Origin of the sequence: Paenibacillus pasadenensis (genome assembly GCF_023715725.1) — a bacterium.
Classification (GTDB): domain Bacteria; phylum Bacillota; class Bacilli; order Paenibacillales; family Paenibacillaceae; genus Paenibacillus_O; species Paenibacillus_O pasadenensis_A.
In genome coordinates this window covers 95,806-117,207 of the sequence record NZ_JAMBOT010000005.1, presented here as the reverse complement: position 1 = coordinate 117,207, position 21,402 = coordinate 95,806, and the positions used below count along the sequence as shown (strand labels likewise).

General features: G+C 55.5%; 18 protein-coding genes. 11 read left to right on the top strand and 7 right to left on the bottom strand.

The annotated features are described in order from the left end of the window. The first annotated feature begins 307 nt into the window (after positions 1 to 307). From M3223_RS14190 to aspA, 6 genes are all read left to right on the top strand, one after another. Positions 308 to 2,005 (top strand): M3 family oligoendopeptidase, encoded by a 1,698-nt coding sequence (locus M3223_RS14190; RefSeq protein WP_251562533.1) that lies wholly within the window; start codon positions 308 to 310, stop codon positions 2,003 to 2,005. Positions 2,006 to 2,119: 114 nt separating this feature from the next. Then, complete coding sequence (locus M3223_RS14185; RefSeq protein WP_251562531.1) at positions 2,120 to 2,515, top strand: hypothetical protein; 396 nt, start codon at positions 2,120 to 2,122, stop codon at positions 2,513 to 2,515. Positions 2,516 to 2,617: 102 nt separating this feature from the next. Then, positions 2,618 to 3,109: a cation:proton antiporter regulatory subunit gene (locus tag M3223_RS14180; RefSeq protein WP_251562530.1), complete on the top strand. Its 492-nt coding sequence runs from the start codon at positions 2,618 to 2,620 to the stop codon at positions 3,107 to 3,109. A 2-nt stretch (positions 3,110 to 3,111) separates the two neighbouring features. Further along, entirely contained in the window at positions 3,112 to 4,338 is a 1,227-nt protein-coding gene (locus M3223_RS14175) for a cation:proton antiporter (protein ID WP_251562528.1), read from the top strand. A 113-nt stretch (positions 4,339 to 4,451) separates the two neighbouring features. After that, positions 4,452 to 5,726, top strand: coding sequence for a GNAT family N-acetyltransferase (locus M3223_RS14170; protein WP_251562526.1), 1,275 nt, complete (start codon positions 4,452 to 4,454; stop codon positions 5,724 to 5,726). A gap of 195 nt (positions 5,727 to 5,921) precedes the next feature. Further along, a complete protein-coding gene (gene aspA / locus M3223_RS14165) occupies positions 5,922 to 7,349 on the top strand; it encodes an aspartate ammonia-lyase (protein WP_251562524.1) in 1,428 nt (475 codons plus the stop codon). Positions 7,350 to 7,595: 246 nt separating this feature from the next. Here aspA and ald read toward each other — a convergent pair whose 3' ends face one another. Then, positions 7,596 to 8,708: an alanine dehydrogenase gene (ald, locus tag M3223_RS14160; protein ID WP_251562522.1), complete on the bottom strand. Its 1,113-nt coding sequence runs from the start codon at positions 8,706 to 8,708 to the stop codon at positions 7,596 to 7,598. 183 nt (positions 8,709 to 8,891) lie between these two features. Here ald and M3223_RS14155 point away from each other — a divergent pair, with 183 nt between their 5' ends. Continuing rightward, positions 8,892 to 10,793, top strand: coding sequence for a PucR family transcriptional regulator (locus tag M3223_RS14155; protein WP_251562520.1), 1,902 nt, complete (start codon positions 8,892 to 8,894; stop codon positions 10,791 to 10,793). 594 nt (positions 10,794 to 11,387) lie between these two features. Here the strand turns inward: M3223_RS14155 and M3223_RS14150 are convergent. From M3223_RS14150 to M3223_RS14135, 4 genes are all read right to left on the bottom strand, one after another. Next, positions 11,388 to 12,254 (bottom strand): IS3 family transposase, encoded by an 867-nt coding sequence (locus M3223_RS14150; RefSeq protein WP_251562996.1) that lies wholly within the window; start codon positions 12,252 to 12,254, stop codon positions 11,388 to 11,390. 11 nt (positions 12,255 to 12,265) lie between these two features. Further along, positions 12,266 to 12,562: a transposase gene (locus tag M3223_RS14145; RefSeq protein WP_251562518.1), complete on the bottom strand. Its 297-nt coding sequence runs from the start codon at positions 12,560 to 12,562 to the stop codon at positions 12,266 to 12,268. Between the two features lie 205 nt (positions 12,563 to 12,767). Continuing rightward, positions 12,768 to 14,072 (bottom strand): peptidylprolyl isomerase, encoded by a 1,305-nt coding sequence (locus M3223_RS14140; RefSeq protein WP_251562516.1) that lies wholly within the window; start codon positions 14,070 to 14,072, stop codon positions 12,768 to 12,770. 131 nt (positions 14,073 to 14,203) lie between these two features. Then, positions 14,204 to 15,046 (bottom strand): alpha/beta hydrolase family protein, encoded by an 843-nt coding sequence (locus tag M3223_RS14135; RefSeq protein ID WP_251562514.1) that lies wholly within the window; start codon positions 15,044 to 15,046, stop codon positions 14,204 to 14,206. Between the two features lie 236 nt (positions 15,047 to 15,282). On the opposite strand from M3223_RS14135, the gene M3223_RS14130 reads away from it, so the two are divergent. Continuing rightward, the gene (locus tag M3223_RS14130) at positions 15,283 to 16,191 is read left to right on the top strand and encodes a M15 family metallopeptidase (protein WP_251562512.1); all 909 of its coding nucleotides are present in this window, start codon (positions 15,283 to 15,285) and stop codon (positions 16,189 to 16,191) included. A gap of 77 nt (positions 16,192 to 16,268) precedes the next feature. Continuing rightward, entirely contained in the window at positions 16,269 to 17,177 is a 909-nt protein-coding gene (locus tag M3223_RS14125; protein WP_251562509.1) for an NAD(P)/FAD-dependent oxidoreductase, read from the top strand. 73 nt (positions 17,178 to 17,250) lie between these two features. Here M3223_RS14125 and M3223_RS14120 read toward each other — a convergent pair whose 3' ends face one another. Beyond that, positions 17,251 to 18,123 (bottom strand): SDR family oxidoreductase, encoded by an 873-nt coding sequence (locus tag M3223_RS14120; RefSeq protein ID WP_251562507.1) that lies wholly within the window; start codon positions 18,121 to 18,123, stop codon positions 17,251 to 17,253. 152 nt (positions 18,124 to 18,275) lie between these two features. On the opposite strand from M3223_RS14120, the gene M3223_RS14115 reads away from it, so the two are divergent. Continuing rightward, the gene (locus tag M3223_RS14115; RefSeq protein ID WP_251562505.1) at positions 18,276 to 18,863 is read left to right on the top strand and encodes a GNAT family N-acetyltransferase; all 588 of its coding nucleotides are present in this window, start codon (positions 18,276 to 18,278) and stop codon (positions 18,861 to 18,863) included. Here the strand turns inward: M3223_RS14115 and M3223_RS14110 are convergent. Beyond that, positions 18,845 to 19,735, bottom strand: coding sequence for an aldose epimerase (locus M3223_RS14110; RefSeq protein WP_353057702.1), 891 nt, complete (start codon positions 19,733 to 19,735; stop codon positions 18,845 to 18,847). The two genes, M3223_RS14115 and M3223_RS14110, sit on opposite strands and share 19 nt — an antisense overlap. A gap of 182 nt (positions 19,736 to 19,917) precedes the next feature. Between M3223_RS14110 and M3223_RS14105 the strand changes: the two genes are divergently transcribed. Next, a complete protein-coding gene (locus tag M3223_RS14105) occupies positions 19,918 to 21,378 on the top strand; it encodes an HD-GYP domain-containing protein (protein WP_251562503.1) in 1,461 nt (486 codons plus the stop codon). Positions 21,379 to 21,402 lie beyond the last annotated feature (24 nt).

Genomic DNA, 21,402 nt, shown 5'->3' with positions numbered 1-21,402 from the left:
ATGCAAACTTCCTTTCTATGCAGACATCCGCGGAATGGCTACAACCCGGATGTACTCTCAAAATAAATGGTAGAATTCCGGCGTTTAATATCGAGCGCTGCCAGCTTTGGCTCCCAGCTTAGCTCTTTTTTTAACCGTCTATGTAACAATAGCACAGGATCATGCCTGATGAAAAAAATTCGCTTGTTTTGAACGCTGGTTCAGATTATTATACCTATTTTTTCCACAATATCGTTGTGAAATTCGTTATAATAATAGAGCTTCATGTACGGCCTAATGCCATTCATTTTCCGAAAGAGGTGCTCTCATGTTGAAGTTCAGCGAATACCGTTACGAAAGGCCGGACCGCGACGCCGTCACCAGCGCCTTTAAAGAAAAAATCTCCGCCATCCGCAACGCCGCCAGCCTAGAGGAGCAGCTAGATGCGATTTCGGCAGTAAACAAGCTGCGCAGCGAGATCGATTCGATGTTCCAGCTTGTGTACATCCGCCATTCCGTAAACACCAACGACGAATTTTACAAGGCCGAGCAGGACTATGCCGACGAAACCGGGCCGATCATCCAAGAATATGTTACCGACTATTATAGAGCAATTACCGAGTCCGTTTACCGGGATGGGCTGGAGGAACGTTTCGGAACCCAGCTGCTCCGTTCGGCGGAGCTTGCGCTCAAAACCTTCAAACCCGAGATTATTGAGGATTTGCAGCTTGAAAATAAACTGACCACGGAATACGGCCAGCTGATCGCCTCCGCCAAAATTCAATTTGACGGCGAAGAGCGCACGCTTTCCCAGCTGACTCCGTACACCCAGTCCACCGACCGGGATGTCCGCCGCAGCGCTAGCGAGGCGGTTTTTGGCTTCCTCTCCGGCAATGAGCAAGAGCTGGACCTTCTGTACGATAAGCTGGTCAAAATACGTACGGCGATCGCCCATAAGCTGGGGTACCCGAATTACGTGCAGCTCGGCTACGACCGGCTGGGCCGCACCGATTACGACGCTGATATGGTGGCGAACTTCCGCAAACAGGTGAGGGAGCAGATCGTGCCGATTGCCGTCCGCCTTGCCGAGCGCCAGCAGGCCCGGATCGGAGTCGATAAGCTGCATTATTACGACGAAAACTTCAGCTTCAAAAGCGGAAACGCCACGCCAAAAGGCGATCCCGACTGGATTCTGGAGCAGGGCCGCCGCATGTACCGTGAGATGAGCCCAGAGCTGGACGAATTTTTCCAATTCATGTCCGAGCATGAGCTGCTTGACCTGCTGAGCCGCAAAGGCAAGGAAAGCGGCGGGTACTGCACGTATATCAGCGAGTACGAATCTCCGTTTATTTTCGCCAACTTCAACGGAACCTCCGGCGACGTCGACGTGCTGACCCATGAGGCGGGCCATGCCTTCCAGGTGTACATGAGCCGCGGACACGACGTTCCGGAGTATTTCTGGCCAACGATGGAAGCGGCCGAGATCCACTCCATGAGCATGGAGTTTCTCGCTTGGCCGTGGATGGAGCTGTTCTTCAAGGAAGACACTGACAAATACCGCTTCGACCATCTCGCTTCGGCGCTTATGTTCATCCCTTACGGGGTTTCCGTAGATGAATTCCAGCATTTTGTGTACGAGAACCCGGAAGCCAGTCCGGCGGAGCGCAAAGCCAAATGGCGCGAAATTGAGAAGGTGTACCGCCCTTACCGCAGCTTTGACGGCAACGACTTTCTGGAGCGGGGCGGCACCTGGCAGAAGCAGAGCCATATTTATCAAGCGCCGTTTTACTATATCGACTATACGCTGGCTCAGCTGTGCGCCTTCCAATTCTGGAAGCGGTCGAGAGAAAACTTTGATCAGGCCTGGCAGGATTATTTGGCCCTTTGCCGTCTTGGCGGCAGCCAGTCGTTCACCGCCCTCGCACGGAGCGCCGGATTGATGTCTCCTTTTGAAGACGGCGCCGTCACCAGTGTTGTCGGAGAAATTCGCAGCTGGCTGGACAGCGTTGACGACAGCAGCTTCTAACGTTACAAGCTCCAAATAGCCTCGTCCACAAAATGGGCGGGGCTCTTTTTTGCCTAAATCGGCTTCTTTCACTTATAATAAGGTTAAATATCCTATAAAAAGGGGGAAAAGATCATGATGAAGCGCTCTAGCTCGTTCTCACGCTTGTTATCATTATTCTTTATTGCGCTCATCATGATCTGCTCCACGCCTACCCCGCCAATTATGCTGCCGGAAGCCGCAGCGGAAGCCTCCACGGAGAGCTCGATGTCCCGCAAGCTGGATACCGGCGTACGCGTCATGGCCCGCTCCCATTTGAACGAACGACAGCAGGCACTAGCCCTGCAACCGGAACCCACCGGCTATGTGCAGACTGACGATAAAACCAGCGCGGCGCTAGCGTGCGCGATACTAGCCGCCTTGTTCGCCGGGCCCTCCTGGTCAAGAAATCTGCGCCTTTCTCCCTGTATCGCCCGCTTCATCCATCGTATACTCCTCTCTCCTGTGCGCAAAACCTCATACGCTGCGTAATACCGATTCCAACCGTCATGCTTTTTTGTTTTTCGGCGATTGGTTTTGGCCTGTTAAGGCAACCTAACGCCAAGAGGAAAGCCAACAACAGGAGGTACACGTATGGACATCAGAGAAACCCACTTGCCTGGAATCGGCAAAAAATTCCGCATCAGCACTCGCGGCGGCGACGTGCTTGTTGTCGTCATTCATGATGACGGACGGCGGGAATGTTATATGCAAACGGACCGCGACGAAGACTATGAGCCTGTATTCACCCTTGACGACGACGAGGCCCGCATGCTCGCCTCCATTATAGGCGGCATGCAGTATAAACCAAGGGCGCTGGAAAATATCGAAATGGTGCTCGACGACCTCATTATCGAATGGTACAGGGTCGAGCCAGGCTACCCATGCGTCGGCCACTCCATCGGCGACCTGAGCGTGCGCAAACGGTCTGGAGCCAGCGTGCTGGCTGTCGTGGAAAGGGGCGGGCACAAACACATCAACCCTGGGCCGGAGCTTGTGCTGACTGAAGAAGCGCTGCTGATCGTCGCCGGCGAACGGAGCCAGCAGAAGGCGTTCCGCGACATCCTCAAGAATGGATGTGAGTAACGATGGACCATATCGTTCTCGAAATCGGACTTGCCATTCTGCTCGTCGCGCTGGCCGGCGTGATTTCCGCCAAGCTGAAGTTTTCCGTCATTCCGTTTTACATTCTCGTCGGCATGGCTGTCGGCCCCCACGCCGTCCACTGGGGCTATCTGGACTTTCGCTTTATTAACAGCGCGGAACTAATCGATTTTTTTGGTAGAGTCGGCGTTCTGTTCCTGCTGCTTTATCTCGGGCTGGAGTTTTCGGTTGGACGGCTGATTAAATCCGGAAAATCCATCGTAGTCGGCGGCAGCATTTATATCGGCATCAACTTTACGATCGGACTGCTGTTTGGCTTCATGACGGGACTGCCGCTGGCCGAAGTGCTCATAATCGCCGGTATTACCACCATTTCCTCCAGCGCCATCGTCGCCAAAGTGCTGGTGGACCTGAAACGCACGGCCAATCAGGAGACGGAGATGATTTTGGGCATCATCATGTTTGAGGATGTTTTTCTCGCCCTCTATATCTCCATCGTGTCCGGCCTGGTGTTAAGCTCGTCCTCCAGCTTGGGCGGCGTGCTGCTGTCCGCCCTTATTGCGCTTGTGTTCATGCTCGGCATTCTAATTGTCGGTCGCAAGCTCGTTCCCAACCTGGACCGCTGGCTGGACATCCGCTCCAACGAGCAATTTTTGCTCGTTATATTCGCCTCGTTATTTTTGATAGCCGGTTTTGCCGAGACGATTCATGTCGCCGAAGCCATCGGCGCGCTGCTGGTCGGCCTCGTGCTTGCGGAGACGAAGCATGCCCATCGCATTGAAAAGCTCATTTTGCCCTTCCGCGACTTTTTCGGCGCTCTGTTTTTCTTCAGCTTTGGCCTGACGATTAATCCGATGGAGCTCGGAGGCGCAGTCTGGATGGCGCTGATTGCTGTTGTGCTTACGCTCATCGGCAACTTTGCCGCCGGTATGCTGGCCGGACGCAGCTCAGGCATTCCCCCTTATGCGTCGGCTAAAATCGGTCTGACTATCGTCGCCAGAGGCGAGTTTTCCATCATCATGGCCAATCTGGCGCTTGCCGGAGGCTTGGCTGGCATTCTTCAGCCCTTTGCCGCGTTGTATGTGCTTATACTCGCCATTCTCGGGCCGCTGCTGACCAAAGAAAGCAAACGGGTATACCGGCTTTTGGACCCGATTTTCGGCTTTAGCGACCGTTATGAACGGAAACATGCCCAGGAAACAACGACCTAGCGATACATTCCGGTAAAAGATTGGGTATAAAAGAATAGGAGTAGCGGCCTGTAGCCTTCGGCTGCCGGCCGCTTTTTAGTAAGCTTCGAAATGATGTCAAGGGGAGGACGAGCATGAATCAAGAACAAACATCTGTGAAAGAACTTCGGCGCCGCTTAAACCGCGAAGAGCTGAGAGAAGCGGTTGAGCTCGCCGATCTCGTTTTCCGCGAACCGGGCCAGCCTTCCATGGGCGACAGCTTTCCCCGCATATTCGATCCAGCCATGGATCTTTCGCTCGGAATCGGCCAGGACGGCAGGCTCGTTTCGTTTATCGGATTTGTTCCTCAGCGCATTCGGATCGGGTCATCCACAATTAGCGCATGTGCGCTCGGCTCCGTCTGTACTCATCCCGATTATCGCGGGCAGGGGCATGCCAGCGTTCTGCTCAGCGAAGCGTTCCATCAGGCGGAGGAAATGGATGCGGCCATTATGCTCGTATCCGGCACCCGCTCGCTCTACCGCCGCAACGGCTGCCATGCGTTCGGCTCAGTTCGCCGCTATCGCCTCTCCCGGCAAAACGACTGCGGAGCGCCTCTGCCTGCCGGCATGACGGTTCGTTCCCTGCTGCCAGAGGACTGGTTCAGACTGCAGGAGCTGGCCGAAGCCAAGCCCGCGGGCTACAGCCGCAGCATCGCCGATCTGGCCCAGGAGCTGCGCAGTGAAGCGGTCGCCGCCATGTACGGCTTTCACCATGATGTGTACGTCGCAGAGGACAGCGGCGGCCTGGCAGCCTACGCCGTCATTGCCTCCGGTCCAATTCCGCGGGATTCGGATTTGGAGCCGTTCGTTGTGGACTGGGGCGGCAAAGCATCCGTGGTCCTGCCGCTGCTTCGGGAAACGATGAACCACATGGACTTTTCCACCATGCTGCTTTTTGTGTCGGACCATGAGCGCCGCATGATGAAGCTGCTGGAAGGACAACCTTATACGAGCAGCCATAACCAAGGAACGATCCGTATTATGAACATGCCGCTTTTGTGGGAGCAGCTTGAGGTTTATTTTGCAGAGCGGGCCGCTGCAGCCGGCTTGATTGTACCCGCATGGGAAGTGGAGAGCCTGCCTTCAGGTGAATATGCGCTCCAGCTGGACGGCCTTCCTATAACGCTCAGTGCCCGTGACTGGACGCTGCTGCTGTTCGACGGTCCCGACGCCGAGCCGGATGACGGACCCGATGCTTTTGTACTCAGGCAGTCCGCTATAGCGGCATCTGACATGGCGGAAGCTAAAGATGAAGGAAGCGATGGGGCAGCGGGCCGCCATCTTCCGTTCACCGATTCGCAGGCGGAGCTGCTGCGAGTATTTTTCCCGCTCCCCTTCCCGTATACGGCGGGTCTGAGCTACATCTGACCTAATGAAACATTTATCTCAAGCCGATTTATACAAAAACGTCCTTCGCCGGATTTTGGCAGTAAACGGTGAGGGGCGCTTTCATTTGACGGAAGTTCCAGCAGATGGTAGAATCTTTGCCGGCTTCTCTATTTCTCATAACAGTATTTTTATCCGTATATTGTATGCAAAAGATGAGACCCGATCGCAGAAGGGATGAAGACGATGGCGTACAGAATCGAGCATGATTTTCTTGGGGAAAAACAAGTTCCAGAGAGCGCCTATTACGGCATCCAAACGCTTCGCGCAGTCGAGAATTTCCCGATTACCGGCGTACACATCCATCACGAGCTGCTGACCGCTCTGGCCCATGTCAAAAAAGCCGCAGCCAAAGCCAACATGGATGTTCATCTGCTGACAACCCCGATCGGCGAAGCGATTGTGAAGGCTGCTGACGAGGTCATCGAGGGCAAGCTTCTGGACCAGTTCATCGTCGATAGCATCCAGGGCGGCGCAGGAACGTCCATCAACATGAATATGAATGAGGTGCTCGCCAACCGCGCGCTGGAGCTGCTCGGCCGCAACAAGGGCGATTATTTCCACTGCAATCCCAACAATCACGTTAACATGTCTCAATCTACCAACGATGCCATTCCGACCGCGCTGCGCATTGCAGCTTACTCGCTGACGATGGAATTGCTGAAGGCGCTTGAGGCTCTGCAGAATGGGTTTTTGGCTAAACGAGATCAGTTCGACGATGTGATCAAAATGGGCCGGACTCATTTGCAGGACGCCGTTCCGATCCGGTTAGGGCAGGAATTCGGCGCCTATGCCGCCGTGCTTGGACGCGATATCGGGCGCATCCGCAGCGCTGCCATTCACGCCTTGACGGTTAATATGGGCGCAACAGCCGTCGGCACCGGATTGAACGCCAAACCGGAGTATATTGCATCGGTCATCGCTCATCTGCAGCAGCAGACAAAGCTGCCGATTCAGGCAGCGGAAGACCTTGTCGACGCTACGCAAAACAGCGACGCCTATACCGAGCTTTCCGCTTCGCTTAAAGTGTGCGCCGTCAACATGTCCAAAATTTGCAACGATATCCGCCTGATGGCGTCCGGCCCCCGCGTCGGGCTTGCGGAGCTCTCGCTGCCGCCGCGGCAGCCGGGCTCGTCGATCATGCCGGGCAAGGTTAATCCCGTTATGGCGGAGGTTGTGAACCAGGTGTCGTTCCAGGTGATGGGCAATGACCACACGATCTGCATGGCCTGCGAAGCCGGTCAGTTTGAGCTGAACGTTATGGGGCCCGTAATCGCGTTTAATTTGCTGCAATCGCTGAAAATTCTCCGCAACGGCGTGGACGTGTTCCTGCGGCATGCGGTTGAAGGAATGGAAGCGAACCGCGAGCGCTGCGAAAGCTATGTCGCCAACTCGTTCGGCATCGTGACGGCGCTTAATCCGCATCTCGGCTATGAAGTGGCGGCGCAGCTCGTCAAGGAGGCGCTTGCTACCGGCCTGACCATCCGCGAGCTTATTTTGGAGCGCGGATTGCTGACGCCAGAGGAAATGGCCGAAATTCTTAATCCGTATGCAATGACCTCTCCTGGCATTGCCGGAGAGCATTTGCTGGAGGATGCGAAGTAACGGCTGGATAGATGATATATTTTGAAGATAGCTGCCTTCTTGTCATGAATATGGCAAGGGGGCAGCTATCTTTTTTCTAGCGGATGGTCATTAGCCGAGCCTTTGAATCTCTCATCTTCATAAGATAATTTAGTAGAATCCGGAATTGATTATTTTTCCATATTCATGATTTAGGTTTTAGAACTTGTTGAAAAAGCTGCCCCGTTCGCAAATTTTGCGTTCGAGGCAGCTTTTTTCGCGGTGAGGTTATACCAGCTCTTCCACCGGTTTAAACGTGTATCCGAGATCGCGGGCGACCGCTTCATAGGTCACGAATCCGCCCATCGTGTTCACTCCTTCACGGATCGGCTGCGACGAGCGGATCGCTTCGGCCGCGCCCAGCTTGGCCAGCTGCAGCGCAAACGGCAGCGTCGCGTTTGTCAGCGCCATCGTTGAGGTGTAAGGAACCGCTCCTGGAATGTTCGCTACGGCGTAATGGAGAACGCCGTGTTTGACGAACACCGGATTGTCATGCGTTGTCGTCCGGTCGATCGTTTCCACGCTTCCGCCCTGGTCGATGGCGACATCGACGATGACGGACCCTTTTTCCATGGAGCGCACCATCTCTTCCGACACCAGCTTCGGCGCTTTGCCGCCCGGAATAAGCACAGTTGAAATGACGAGGTCGGATTCGCGGACCGCTTCCGCAATATTATGCGTGGTCGATTGCAGCGTCTGCAGCCGGTTGCCGAAAATAAGCGCCAGCTCGCGCAGCCGGTTTGTGTTGGTATCCAGCACGGTTACCTCGGCTCCAAGGCCAACGGCAAGCTGCACCGAGTTGGTTCCTGCAATGCCCCCGCCAATGACCGTTACTTTGCCTCGTTTCACACCGGTGACGCCGGACAGCAGAATGCCTTTGCCTCCATGGGCCTTCTCCAGCATCTGGGCTCCAACCTGGACAGCGACTCGTCCCGCGACCTCGCTCATCGGCGCAAGCAGCGGCAGCGCTCCATTAACCCGAATCGTTTCATAGGCGATGCCGGTGACGCCGGATGTGCGCAGCGCCTCGGTCAGCTCCGGGGCAGCCGCAAGATGGAGAAACGTGAACAACAGCAGTCCATCGCGGAAATAGCCGAATTCGGAGGGCAGCGGCTCTTTGACCTTCATGATCATTTCGCATTTGCCCCACACGTCGGATGCCTCCATTATCAGCACAGCTCCAGCAGCCTCGTACTGCGCATCGTTAAACCCGCTTTCCACACCAGCTCCCCGCTGGATCAGCACCTGATGTCCGGCGCGAACAAATTCCGCCGCTCCCATAGGCGTCAAGGCAACGCGGTTTTCATTGTTTTTGATTTCTTTCGGGATTCCGATTATCATGGAAAGCCACCTCGTCTATAATGGGTATGTTCTCTATACTTTTCATTTTAAGGGAGCACTCCGTGCTCGGCATCGTACACGTTGTCGATTATTTCCTGCGTGCGGATCGACTTGTTGCCGATAGCTGACATCGCTCCGATACCTATACTTCCATATATGCATTGCTGAAAGGAGTTGTCCCTGTTGAATCCAACGGAACTGCAGATTGGGGACGTCCTGCGCCGTCCGCTCTTTCAATCGGCACGGCTTGCTGCCGGCAGCCGGGGACTGGGCCGACCGGTTGGCTGGGTGCATGTCATTGAGATCGTGCAGATCGCCCCTTTTATTAGCCGTCATGATCTTATTCTTACCACTGGGCTGTGGCTCAAACAGTCTCAGCAGGATCGGCTGGATTATTTGCGCCAGCTTATTCTCCAGGAAGCGGCAGGACTTATCCTCGAGATCGGCACCAGCATCCAGGAAGTGCCGGCCGATTTGCTGGAGCTGGCTGAGGCTCACCAGTTTCCGGTCATCGTTTTTGACCAGCCGGTGCGTTTCTCTGACATTACCCAGGATATCCATTCGCTTATTCTGAACCGGCGTCGCATTCATCAGGATTTGGCCGACAGCTTCTCCAGGCGGCTGCAGCAGCTGACGCTTCAGCATAGCGATATTTCCTCCATGCTGCGGCTGCTTCACGGAGAAACACGGCGGCAGACGCTCTACTATTCGCTGCTGGAGCCGGACCGGCAGCACCCTCCGCTGTCGGGCGGTGCGGGGCGTGAGCAGCCCCGGCATTCGGGGGATGCAGAGCGGCAGCTGTCAAAGCTTTCGGGCGGAGCAGAGCAACAGCTGTCAAAGCTTTCGGGCGGAGCAGAAATCGGACAGCCGCCGATTTTAGGTGAGCTTGATCGGAAACAGCCACGGCTTTCAGATCCGTCAGAGCTTGGGCAGCCGACGCATTTAGCTGAGCCTGATCGGCAGGAGCTTGCCAAGCTCCCTTTTCGCGATTTGGAGCGGGATGGACGCTTCGGCGACGGCAAAAGCGACTGCATGCTGCCGCTGGCGAGCGGCCGCATCCTGCTGCTAAAACCGGTGCTCTGCTACGGCCAGCTGCTTGCCGCAGTGGGACTCGTGGCTGAGGATGACAGCGATGCGGCCGCTCTATCACCTTATCTGGAGTCCGCCGCTTCCGCAGCGGCGGCGCTCACGCTGCGCACGCAATTCAGTCGGGAGCATGAATCCCGCCGCAATGACGGGCTAATTCCGGCACTGCTGGAAGGGCGCGTGCGCAGCGAGGACCAGGCTCGTTCTATGGCGGGGCTGCCCTCTCGTCCAGCGGCAGATGCAAACGGAGCCGTGTTAGCGGCTGCTTTGGAGCTGGAAAGCATGTGGCCGGAGGACGGCAGCGGCGGCGAACGGCTGGAAGGCGCAGCGCGCGATCTGCCTGTACTGCTCCATACGCTGATCCGCAAATACGGCCTGCGCGGAAGCCTGCATCCGCGCTCCGAGGGCAGCATGCTGCTGCTGCTTCATGCGGATAGCGCCACAGCAGCAGCCCGCGAGCGATTGCTAAGCGGCGCTCACAGCGTGCTGGAGGATGTGCAGCGTTTTAGCGGCGAGCAGCTGGAGGGGCTCCGGCTCCGCGCTGCGGCCGGCAAGCTGCGCCAAAAGCTGCTGGAAGCGCCGGAAGCATTCCGCGAAGCGGCCCAGGCGCTGGAAATCGCCAGGAGGGTCCCCGAACTCGGCCCGACGGTATTTTACAGCCAGCTGGGGGCGTATCAGCTTCTGCAGGCGATACCCGACGCGGCGCTGCTGGACGCCTTCGTGCAGGATCATCTCGGCGCGATTCTCCGCCTGGAGAAGGAGTCCCGCCAGCAGCTGCTGGAGACGCTGGATATGTATCTCAAATGTTTCGGCTCCAAACACGAAACGGCCCGGCGGCTGTTCATTCACCGCCAGACGCTGTATAACCGCATGGAGCGTCTGACCGAGCTGATTGGCGAGCCGTTTCTGGAGCCGCATAAGCGCATCGGGCTGGAGATGGCCTTGATGGCCTACAAGCTGCGATCCGGCGTCAGCATCGGCCGCAGCGATTACCGCTGAAAGACAGCCGCTGCGCACGAATACGATGGGAACGGGCTGGTTAAGAGCGTTTAACGCCCTTAAGCAATGTCGTGAACCTCCCGTCATTCGAACGGACAACGGCCTCCAATTTGTGAGCAAGACGTTTGGAGAGCTGGCTGAGGAGCATATAGGCAAGAAAGATGGTGCTGCCGTGGAATACAGTCGTTTTCGCCCGGAACTCTCCAGAATTAGGGGGGCAATTCGATTTAAGACCAGAAACGGTCTTATTTCCTCCGCTTCGTCCGTTTCGGCCTCATTTAAGACCAGAAACGGTCTTATTTCCTCCGCTTCGTCCGTCTCGGCCTGATTTAAGACCAGAAACGGTCTTATTTCCTCCACTTCGTCCGTCTCGGCCGTATTTAAGACCATTAACGGTCTTATTTCCTCCGCTTCGTCCGTCTCGGCCTCATTTAAGACCATTAACGGTCTTATTTCCTCCGCTTCGTCCGTCTCGGCCTCATTTAAGACCATTAACGGTCTTATTTCCTCCACTTCGTCCGTCTCGGCCGTATTTAAGACCATTAACGGTCTTATTGGACCTCTGTCAAGAAAGTGGACACCGCATAACGTAGTTCATCGGTTCTGCTGCTCGTAGTAAGCTGCTTCAAACCGATCTGGCGATTCGTAACCCAGTGAACCGTGGATTCGCTTTCGGTTGTAAAACAGCTCGATGTACTCGAATACCTCTTGTTGCGCCTGGGCTTTCGTCCGAAATTTGGTGCAGTAAATAAACTCCTTCTTCAGCACGCTGTGAAAGGATTCGATACAAGCATTATCGTAGCAGTTTCCCTTACGGCTCATGCTGGCAGTCATTTGGTATTGCTTCAATCGGTCTCGGTACAGCTCTGACGCATACTGCGATCCACGGTCGGAGTGGTGAATTAAGCCTTTCTTCGGCTTCTTTGATCGGTAGGCTTGGTCCAGCGCGGCTAGAACCAGGTCTGTCGTCATTCGGTCAGCAAGTTTCCAACCGACAATTTTGCGGGTGAACAAATCCAATACACTGGCTAGATAGAGCCGGCCTTCACGACAGGGAATATACGTGATGTCCGTCACCCATACCTGGTTTGGCGCTGTTGTCGAAAAGTCTTGATTTAGGACATTAGGTGCAATCGGCAGCGCATGTTTGGAATCCGTCGTGGTCACCTTGAAGGTTCGTGATACGCAGGAGCGAAGCCCATTCTCGCGCATGATTTTTCCGACCAGACGCTCCGAGACGACCCATCCCTCACGCCGTAGCAGTTGGGTGATTTTAGGGCTGCCATATCGCTTGTGAGAGTCGAGGAACAGCCACGAGATGCGCGCCAGCAAGGCTTTACGGCGCTTCTGATAGCTGCTTTCTCTGGATTTAACTTGAACCCAGTTGTAGTAGCCGCTTTTGGACACTCCGAGAACCCGGCACATCTTCTCCATTGCGTACAAGGAGCGGTGATCGGCAATGAATTGGAACTTCAGTTCTTTTCTTTGCTGAAGATGTGCATAGCCTTTTTTAGGATTTCGATCTGCTCCTGAAGATCTGCGATCTCCTTGGCTTGGTTCTCTAATCGGCGGTCCTTTTCCCGTAGAGCCTCTGGCGTAAGCAACGGCTCGTTCTCAAATTTTCGGTGTCGGGCCATCCATTGATGCAGCGTGCTTTCGGGAATGTGGAGCTCCTCCGAAATCTGAGGGATCGTCTTCGTTTGTTCTTGAATGTATTTGACCGTTTTTAATTTGAATTCATCGTTGTAATGTTGCCGTATTTTCCCCACTGTGAACACCTCACCTTTCGTAGCTTATTTTATCTGATCCACGTTAAGGGGTGTCCACTTTTTATTCTAACTGCATTGATGACCTTAACGGAACCGATCGCTGCTCAACATGCTCAATTAAATCATTTGACGCCCTGGCATTTAACCGAAAGAACCCTCCTTATCCACTAGTGTGGAACAGGAGGGTTCTTTCGGTTAAAACGGATTATTGATTGTTGGCTGGAGTATTCTCTGCGCCGGAATTGGCATTGGAGCCGTTGTTTTCAGCGCCGCCTTTGGTATCCTGCGATGGATCCAGCTTGTTCGTGATGGATGCTTTAGCACGCAGGTCCGTGATGAGCGTCTGAGAAAGGGTGCCCAGCTGCTGGCCTTCCAGCGTTGTTTTAATTTCTGCTTTTTTCTCCTCCAAAGTTGGAGTGGAAGCCGGTTTGTGTTCAATAACCTTAATAATATGGAAGCCGAACTCGGATTTAACCGGTTCGCTGATCTGACCTGGCTTCAGCTCGAAAGCGACCTTTTCGAACTCTGGAACCATAGCGCCTTTGCCGAAGAAGCCGAGGTCGCCGCCTTTTGCGCCGCTGCCCGTGTCCGTGGACTTCTCCTTGGCGATAGCCGCAAAGTCGCCGCCGTTGTCGAGCTCTTTTTTGATGGCGTCCGCTTCTTCTTTTGTTGCAACGAGAATGTGGGAGGCTTTAACCTGCTCCTCCGTTGCGAAGCTTGCTTTGTTCTCGTCGTAGTATTTTTTGATGTCTTCGTCGGTAACTTTCAGTTTATCAGCAAGCAGCTTGCGCATTTGAGCCTGCGTAAACATTTGTTTCTTCAGATCGTCGAGCGTCATGCCAGCTTGCTGCAGGGCGCCTTGAAATTCTTCTTCGGAGCCAAAGTTTTTCTTCACATCAGCGAGCTCTTTTTCTTCATCTTCTGGCGTAACGGTAACGTTTTTGTTGTCGGCTTCCTGCTCGATAAGCTTCATCGTGATCAGTTGGTCGAGTGCTGCTTTACCGCCAGACGGTTCCATAAGGGCATACAGGTCGTCTTTGGTAATCTTCTCGCCGTTGACGGAAGCGACGGTTTCGCCGCCCTTGCCGGTGAAAATGCTGACAAGCGCAATGATCAGGCCGACGGCAAGCACGAGCGATGTAATCATCCAGCCCGTTGCAGCGCCGGAGCGCTTCGGTCCGCCGTTATTACCATTCTCATTCTCGTCCACGATTCCATCCTCATCCAATGGAAGATCGGCTGCGCCTGCGACCGGAGCAACCGGCTGCTGCGGCACGGTGCCGAAGGCGCGCTCGGGGTCTGCCGTATGGACCTCCGCATCCTGTTCAGCTTGCAGCTGAGCATTGTCGGAGCGCAGCTCCTCTTGAAGCTCCTCAGCCTGCAGCGTTTCCTCGCGGCGCTCGCTGCCGCTTTGGCCTGCGAACTCTACGCCTTCTCCGGTCGCAGTGTCCTCAGGGGTAAGATGATTGTCCTTTTTTGGGTCGAGCGAATCCTTTTCCTTATCTGCCATGGAACGATTGACTCCCTTCTGTGTTTAGCGGGAACTTGTCCCGGGAACATACTCCCCGAATCATAACAAATCTGCCCCGCGCTTACCTTAATGGAACATGAAATTGTAAAAAAACCCAACCGGAATGCTGCTTAAATCTTTTGCCGCAAAAATTCGATTGTCGCCTCAAGCCCCGACTCTAAAGAAGCGGTTGTTCCAGCAAACGGATGGACCGTTCCGAACGTGTGCCCCGCCCCTTCCAGCAGCAGAGAGGTGCCGTTCTGAGCGGCATCCTTGAGGATGCGGAATGCCTCCAGCAGCCTTGGACTATCCTGGTCTCCTTGTATGAGAAGCACAGGAATGCGAAGCGAGGCTAACCGTGCGGGAATATCGAATCGTTCCGCATTGGCGTCGAGATCCTCGAAAAATTCCTTGCGAATCGGCATTTGCTGGCCGGTGCGGGCATTCGGCGTGAAGGCTACGCCCTCTCGTCTCGCTTCCTCCTCAAACGCCGCTTCAAACAGGTTGGCCCGGGCGATGCCGTTCCAGGATACAGCAGCTCGCACAAGCGGATGCTCGGCTGCAAACAGAAGCGCATTGCCGCCGCCTCTGCTATGTCCGATGAGGCCGAGCCGCTTCGGATCAGCCTTTTCCTGGTGAGGCAGCTCTTTGCGGATAAGCGCAGCGATGACCCGTTCCAGATCGGCCTGCTCCCGGCTGTATGTATTTAGCCCGAATTTGCCCAATTCGTCGAACTCCTGACTTCCGCTTACCCCGTTGCGCGAAAAATTGAAGGTAATCGTGTAAAATCCCGCGCGGGCCAATTGCTCAGCAGCGTAAGGAAAGAAGCCCCAGTCCTTGAAACCCTTGAAGCCGTGTGCGATTAACACGGCAGGCCTGCTGCCGCCGGCAGCCGTGACGCGGATATCGCCCCGGATAAGGCCGCCATCGCTTAGTCTAAGCTCAAAGGGTGATGTCAGAACCGCCTCTTGCATGGAAGTCGTGCTCCTTTCTTCAATATAGCTTTTCCAAATCTAAGCATAAACTTCCCTGCTTGGCAGTTCAATGATCATTTATCTGAATGCAATTGGAAGGATGAGGCGAATGCGGCAGTGAAACCATTCTTCGCGAAAAGGCGTCTGTGTGGTATAACCAATAGCGGGGCTAACGGCCCATGCTTGAATATGACTTGATACTTTCGGACATTTGTCCATAGGGAGATATTGCCATCATGAGATCCAAATCTGCAGCAGCGGCAGCGCTGCTAATCGCGGTCATGCTGACTGGAGCCGCTTGTTCGGCTGGCGGCGAAGCCAATAACCCGTCGGGAACATCTTCGCCGAGCATACAGCCATCCTCATCTCCTGACGCTGGCCAGAATACAAACAACGGCGCCACAGAGGGGCCGGATGCATCCGTTAGTCCAAGTCCGAGTGCTACGCCATCTTCCAAGCCGTCCACCGATCCGACTCCGGGGCAACAAGGCGGCGGCAAACAGGAAGGAAGCAGCGGCGGAGGAGACAAGGGGTCGGCTGTAGAGGTAACCGCCAATGCCGAAGCGGTTACGGCGCTTGTGAACAAACAGTTTAAGCTGCCAAAAGGCTACGCGCCGGATGACCTGGTTTATCCCGACATCCCGTTCACTTTCTCGGAGAAAATCGATAAGCGCAAGCTGCGCAAGGAAGCGGCGAAGGCGTTGGAGGATCTGGTCGCGGCTGCCAAAAAAGACGGCATTAAGCTTGCCGGAGTTTCCGGCTACCGCACGGAGTCCCGCCAGAAGACGTTGTTTGACAACTATGCCAAAAAAGACGGCGTTGAAGCTGCGAACAAGTACAGCGCGCGTCCGGGACATAGCGAGCATCAGACAGGTCTTGCAATCGACGTGTCCGGCATCGACGGCAAATGTGCAGCCGAGAGCTGCTTCGGCGGAACGCCGGAAGCGGAATGGCTTGCCAAATATGCAGCGGATTATGGTTACATTATCCGTTACCCGGAAGGCAAAGAGGCCATTACAGGGTATAAATACGAGCCGTGGCATATCCGCTACGTAGGTGTCGATCTGGCGCATAAGCTGGAACAGAGCGGCGATACGCTTGAGGAATATTACGGAGCGGCAGTACCGGTATCCGGCGGCAATTAACTCGCAGCTCCTTCTTCTAGGCAGGCGCTTCCGCTAATAAAGTAAGTAGCGAAGCACCGCTCGAAGGAGGACTGCGGATGATGATAGATTGCGCCATTGTAGGAGGCGGGCCAGCGGGACTTAGCGCGGCGCTGGTGCTTGGGCGAGCCCGCAGGTCCGTGCTGCTTTTGGATGATCATAAACCGCGCAATGCGGTTACGCAGGCGGGACACGGCTACTTGACCCGCGACGGCGTTTCTCCTGCCGAATTCCGGCGTCTTGCCAGGGAAGAAGCGGAGAGCTACCCGACCGTCCGGATGCGCCAGGGACGGGTTGTCACCATCGAACGTTACGCGGGCCTTTTCCGGCTCCGCACGGAATCAGGACACGCGGTAGAGGCTCGTACGCTGCTGCTCGCGGCGGGGCTAAAAGAGCAGCTGCCGGATGTCCCGGGCTTGAGGGAAATGTACGGCAGCTCCTTGTTCAACTGTCCTTACTGTGACGGATGGGAACTGCGGGATGCGCCGATTGTTGCCGTCTCCACTAGCAGCAATTTATTCCAGCAGGCGAAGCTGCTGCTGGGGTGGTCCCGCGACGTGCTCGTTTGCACGCACGGCCAAGGCCAGTTGACTGCGCAGCAGCAGCAGGCGCTGGAAGCGCGCGGCGTGAAGGTGTCCCGCACGAGAATTGCCGCATTTGAAGGCAGCGGCGGGAAGCTTAAGGCCGTCCGGTTTGAGGACGGCACGCTCATTGCGCGCAGCGGCGGTTTTATTACGCCGGAAGCGATGCTTGGCACGCAGCTGGGAGCCCAGCTCGGCTGCGCGCATGATGCGGGAGGGGCGGTTATGGTCGACCCTTACGGCCGGACGACCGTTCCGGGTGTATACGCCGCAGGCGATACGGCAGGCACTTCTCCTTCTCAGCTTGTCATTGCCGCTGCAAGCGGCAGCCGCGCTGCCTTTGGCATTAGCGGCGATTTGGCTGAAGCTGATTTTGGCCCGGTATAATGAAAAAAGCTCCGCTAAACGCCAATCCGGCTTCGGATGGCAAGCGGAGCTTTTTTTATGGGAATTTTTACGCTTAACCGTTCAGCACCTGACCGCCGTTGATGTGAATCATCTGGCCGGATACGTAGGAGGAGTCGCTGCTCGCCAGGTACACATAGGCTGGAGCAAGCTCATGCGGCTGTCCGGCGCGTTTCATCGGAGTGTCGCCGCCGAATTCGGACACATGCTGAGCGTCAAAAGTCGACGGGATGAGCGGCGTCCAGATCGGGCCCGGTGCGACGCCGTTCACGCGAACGCCGCGTTCGACCAGATGGTTGGACAGCGCGCGGGTGAAGCTGACGATCGCCCCTTTAGTAGAGGAGTAGTCGATGAGCAGCGGATTGCCCTCGTAAGCTGTGACGGAAGCCGTATTGACGATAGAGCTGCCGTTTTTTAGATAAGGCAGCGCCGCTTTGGTAAGATGGAACATGGAGAAAATATTGGTGCGGAACGTCTGCTCCAGCTGCTGGGCGGTAATATCCTCGAATTTCTGCTGAGGATGCTGCTCCGCCGCGTTGTTGATGAGCACGTCCAGCCCGCCAAGCGCGTCAACCGTCTGTTGGACCGCTGACGAGGCAAACTTTTCGTCGCCGACATCTCCCCGGATGAGCAGGCAGGTACGGCCCTGTGCCTCCACGGCCTGTTTTGTCAGCTCGGCGTCGCCGTCCTCGTTTAAATAAACGATGGAAACATCGGCGCCTTCCTTGGCAAATGCAATGGCAACGGCCCGGCCGATGCCGCTGTCGCCTCCGGTAATGAGCGCTTTTTTCCCTGCCAGCTTGCCGGAGCCTTTGTATTCCGGGGTGTCGAACACCGGAAGCGGGTTCATCTCGGATTCAATGCCGGGCTGTTTGTTTTGATGCTGAGGGGGGAACGTTTTGACGGTTTGCTTGTTTGAGCTTGTCATAGTGAACCTCCTGGTTGGTTTTGTCGAGATTAGCTTCGGGTTTGTCCGAACAACTATGAGCAATTTACCCTAGTCATGCGTTTTCCAACCGAGAGGATCGTGAGCTGAGCGAGCCGCTATTTTTCAGACAATCTTTTAAGGAGTGATTAGCTTTGACCACATTAACGATCCTTAACCATGAACTGAAAGAAGGGTTTTCAGCTGAGCTGATTTCGCCGGGCAATATGGATGAGGCAATGGAGCTGCTGCTCGGCATTGCGCGTTGGCTGCATAGCCGGGGCTCAACTCAGTGGAGCGGATTATTGACCGGCGAAGATAGCCACGGCCTGAGGGATGCGGCGGCGAGAGGCGAGGCGGTTTTGTTTCGGGATACGCAAAAAAGCCCCGGCAGAGTGCCGGGGCGTGCGGCTGGCATGGTCATTCTGATGCAGCAGCCCGGCCCATGGGACCGGGAGTTATGGGGAGAGCAAGGCCATGAGCGTTATGTGTACTTGCACCGGCTGGCTTCTGCCCGCGATTACTCGGGTGCCGGGCTGGGGCGCTCCATTTTGCGCTGGGCTGAGAAAAACGTCGTTTATTCCGGTAAAACCGCAATCCGGCTGGACTGCATCGCATCCAATCCGAAGCTTGGCGAGCTGTACCGCTCATGCGGTTACACGGAGATAGGCATAAGCGCCAGCGGATTTGTCCTGTTTGAAAAAGAGTTAAGCCGCGATAAGGCTCAAGAATTTTTTGTGTGAGAGGCTTGAATGGTCAGCTGGGCTGGAACCGTTTCGCCTGCAGGCACAAGGACAAGCTCCGCCTGACGGTTCAGGTTCAGCTCGCCTCCCAGCGCCATCCAAGGCTCGACGCAGACAAACGGCTTGCCCTCCACGCTCCATAACACAACATATTTAAAGGAATCGCTGTAGCTCAGCATAACGGTTATGCCGCTGTCGAGCGGGAAGGAAATTTCCGGCTTGACGGCGTTCAAGAGAGCGGCGGATTCCGGCATTCCATCCAGATCAAGAGCGCCGTGGAACGGCTTTTCGGCATGGTCGTTGTAATCCAGATACGTTGTCGCATCGGTGCCGTAAGGGATATTTTTGCGGTTGGTCGCAAAGTAAGGATGGAATCCGGGGTACATTGGCATGTTCCGATCCGACAGATTGCGGTATTCCTGATCAATCGTCAGTGCGCCGTTTTTCAGCGTATAGGTGAACAACAGCTCGAACTGGAACGGAAAAGCCTCCAGCGTACGTTCATTGCTGCGCAGCCGGAGCGTAACGGAAGCGCCGTTGCTTTCCGAGGTGTCGGCAATCTCCCATGCTTCCGTGCGGGCGACGCCGTGCTGTTTCATCCGGTATGTGCGGCCGTCCCACTCGTACTCGCCGTCCTCAACCGGACCGCTGATCGGGAACAGGATGGGGTTGCCGCCGCGGATATTGGCGGACGGATCAAGAAACGTAGCTTCATCCAGATAAAATAACTCGTAGCCGTTGAGCCGGCATTGCAGCGCGATACCGCCGCGTTCAGGACAGAGCAGCACGCTGGAGCGGGTGGAGGCTTCGGAAAGCTCAACCATCTGATATTGTTCTTTCGTAATTTTCACTTGGTATTGGGAAGACATCATCAATCATCTCCTGGTTTCAACCTTGACTTGAAAAGTTCGCAAAATGAGGTATGCTAACGTTAAAGCTTCGTTGTTTTTCCATCTTATAGCAGCCTGCCGGATTTGTATAGGCGTCAGCACTTGTCTGTACTCACCGTTAATTTACACAGCCCTGCGCGGCTTTCGAGGTGAACTTCCGTCCTATGCGTCGCTCTGCCGCCCGGCTATTGCCGGTACCGATCCTATCCTTCCTCGTTCCGCTCGGGTTATTTGAGATGCTTCGCTCATGGGGAGGGCTCGATCCTTATTTGCAATCGCCCGTTGTCCATTTTTATTTGGTCAGCATCGTATCTTTTCTGGCTTTGCTGCTCGCCGCAGCTTTAGGTTATGCGGGAATGAGGCTGCGCAATCTTGGCGTCTCGTTTCTATCGTTGGCTTATATATCAATGACAGGATTGCTGATGCTGCACGGGCTGGCGACACCGGGATTTGTTATGGATCATAACAGCGTCCAGGGCGTGTCTTCCCAGCTCGGCATTCTCGCCGCTACCGTCTGGCTTTGGCTGGCCTCGCTGCCTTCCGCCAGAGGGCTTGCGGTCCGTCTTAAAGACGCTCACCGGTGGCTGTCGCCTGTGTACACGGCCGGACTGGTTCTTTTCCTGGCAATATCCATGAGAGGCCCTCATACGATGCACAACTGGGCAATGGGGCTGCAGGGCGTGCGGACGGTGCTGACGGTTGCTGTGCTTCTGCTGCTTCTGCATGCGGCGATGAACTTCGCCAGAGATTACCGTTCGGCCGGAATGCCGCTGCAGCTCGCAATTGTGTACGGCTGCGGCTTTTTGGCTGCCGGACAAGTCGTTATGGTGAACGGCGAGACGTGGCGGCTGAGCTGGTGGATCTACCATTTGCTGCTGCTCACCTCGCTTGTCGTAGTCGCTTCCGGGCTGCTGCGGCAGCTGGCGGGCAGCGGAGCATCCCTTACGGCTTCATTGCGGGCGATCTTTCGCTCCAGTCCGCAGGAATGGCTGCAGAGATGCATTTCGCCAAGCGTTCAGGATTTAATTCAGGCAACCGAGCAAAAAGATGAATATACGGCAGGGCATAATTACCGCGTCGCCCTGTACGCGCTCAAGCTGGGCGAGAGGATGGGGCTTTCTCCATCCGAGCTGTTGGCGGTGGGCCAAGGCGCGATTGTGCACGATGTCGGCAAGCTCTACATATCAGAGGTTATTTTGCGCAAGCCCGCCGCTTTAACAACGGAGGAGCGCCTGGTCGTTGAGCAGCATCCCGTTCGGGGATACGAGCTGTGCCGCAATCTCGGCTTCATGCGAGAGGAACTGTCGGTCATCCGCTCTCATCATGAACGCTGGGAAGGCGGCGGGTATCCCGATTCACTGCAGGGCGAAGAGATTCCGCTCTTGGCGAGAATTACGGCAGTGGCGGACGTTTACGATGCGCTTACCTCGCAGCGCTCCTATCGTCAGGCGATGACGCATCAGGGCGCATTGGAGCTCATCTCGTCTCAAGCGGGACGCCATTTCGATCCTTCTTGCGTTAATGCCTGGCTTCAGCTGGCGCGGGAGGAGCCGGAGTTTTTCGCCAAAACCGCTCAAGAAGAGGCTTATCTGCCTGTTCGTACGGGCAAGCCTTTGCCGGGTTAAATACCGTTGAAATTGTATTCATCA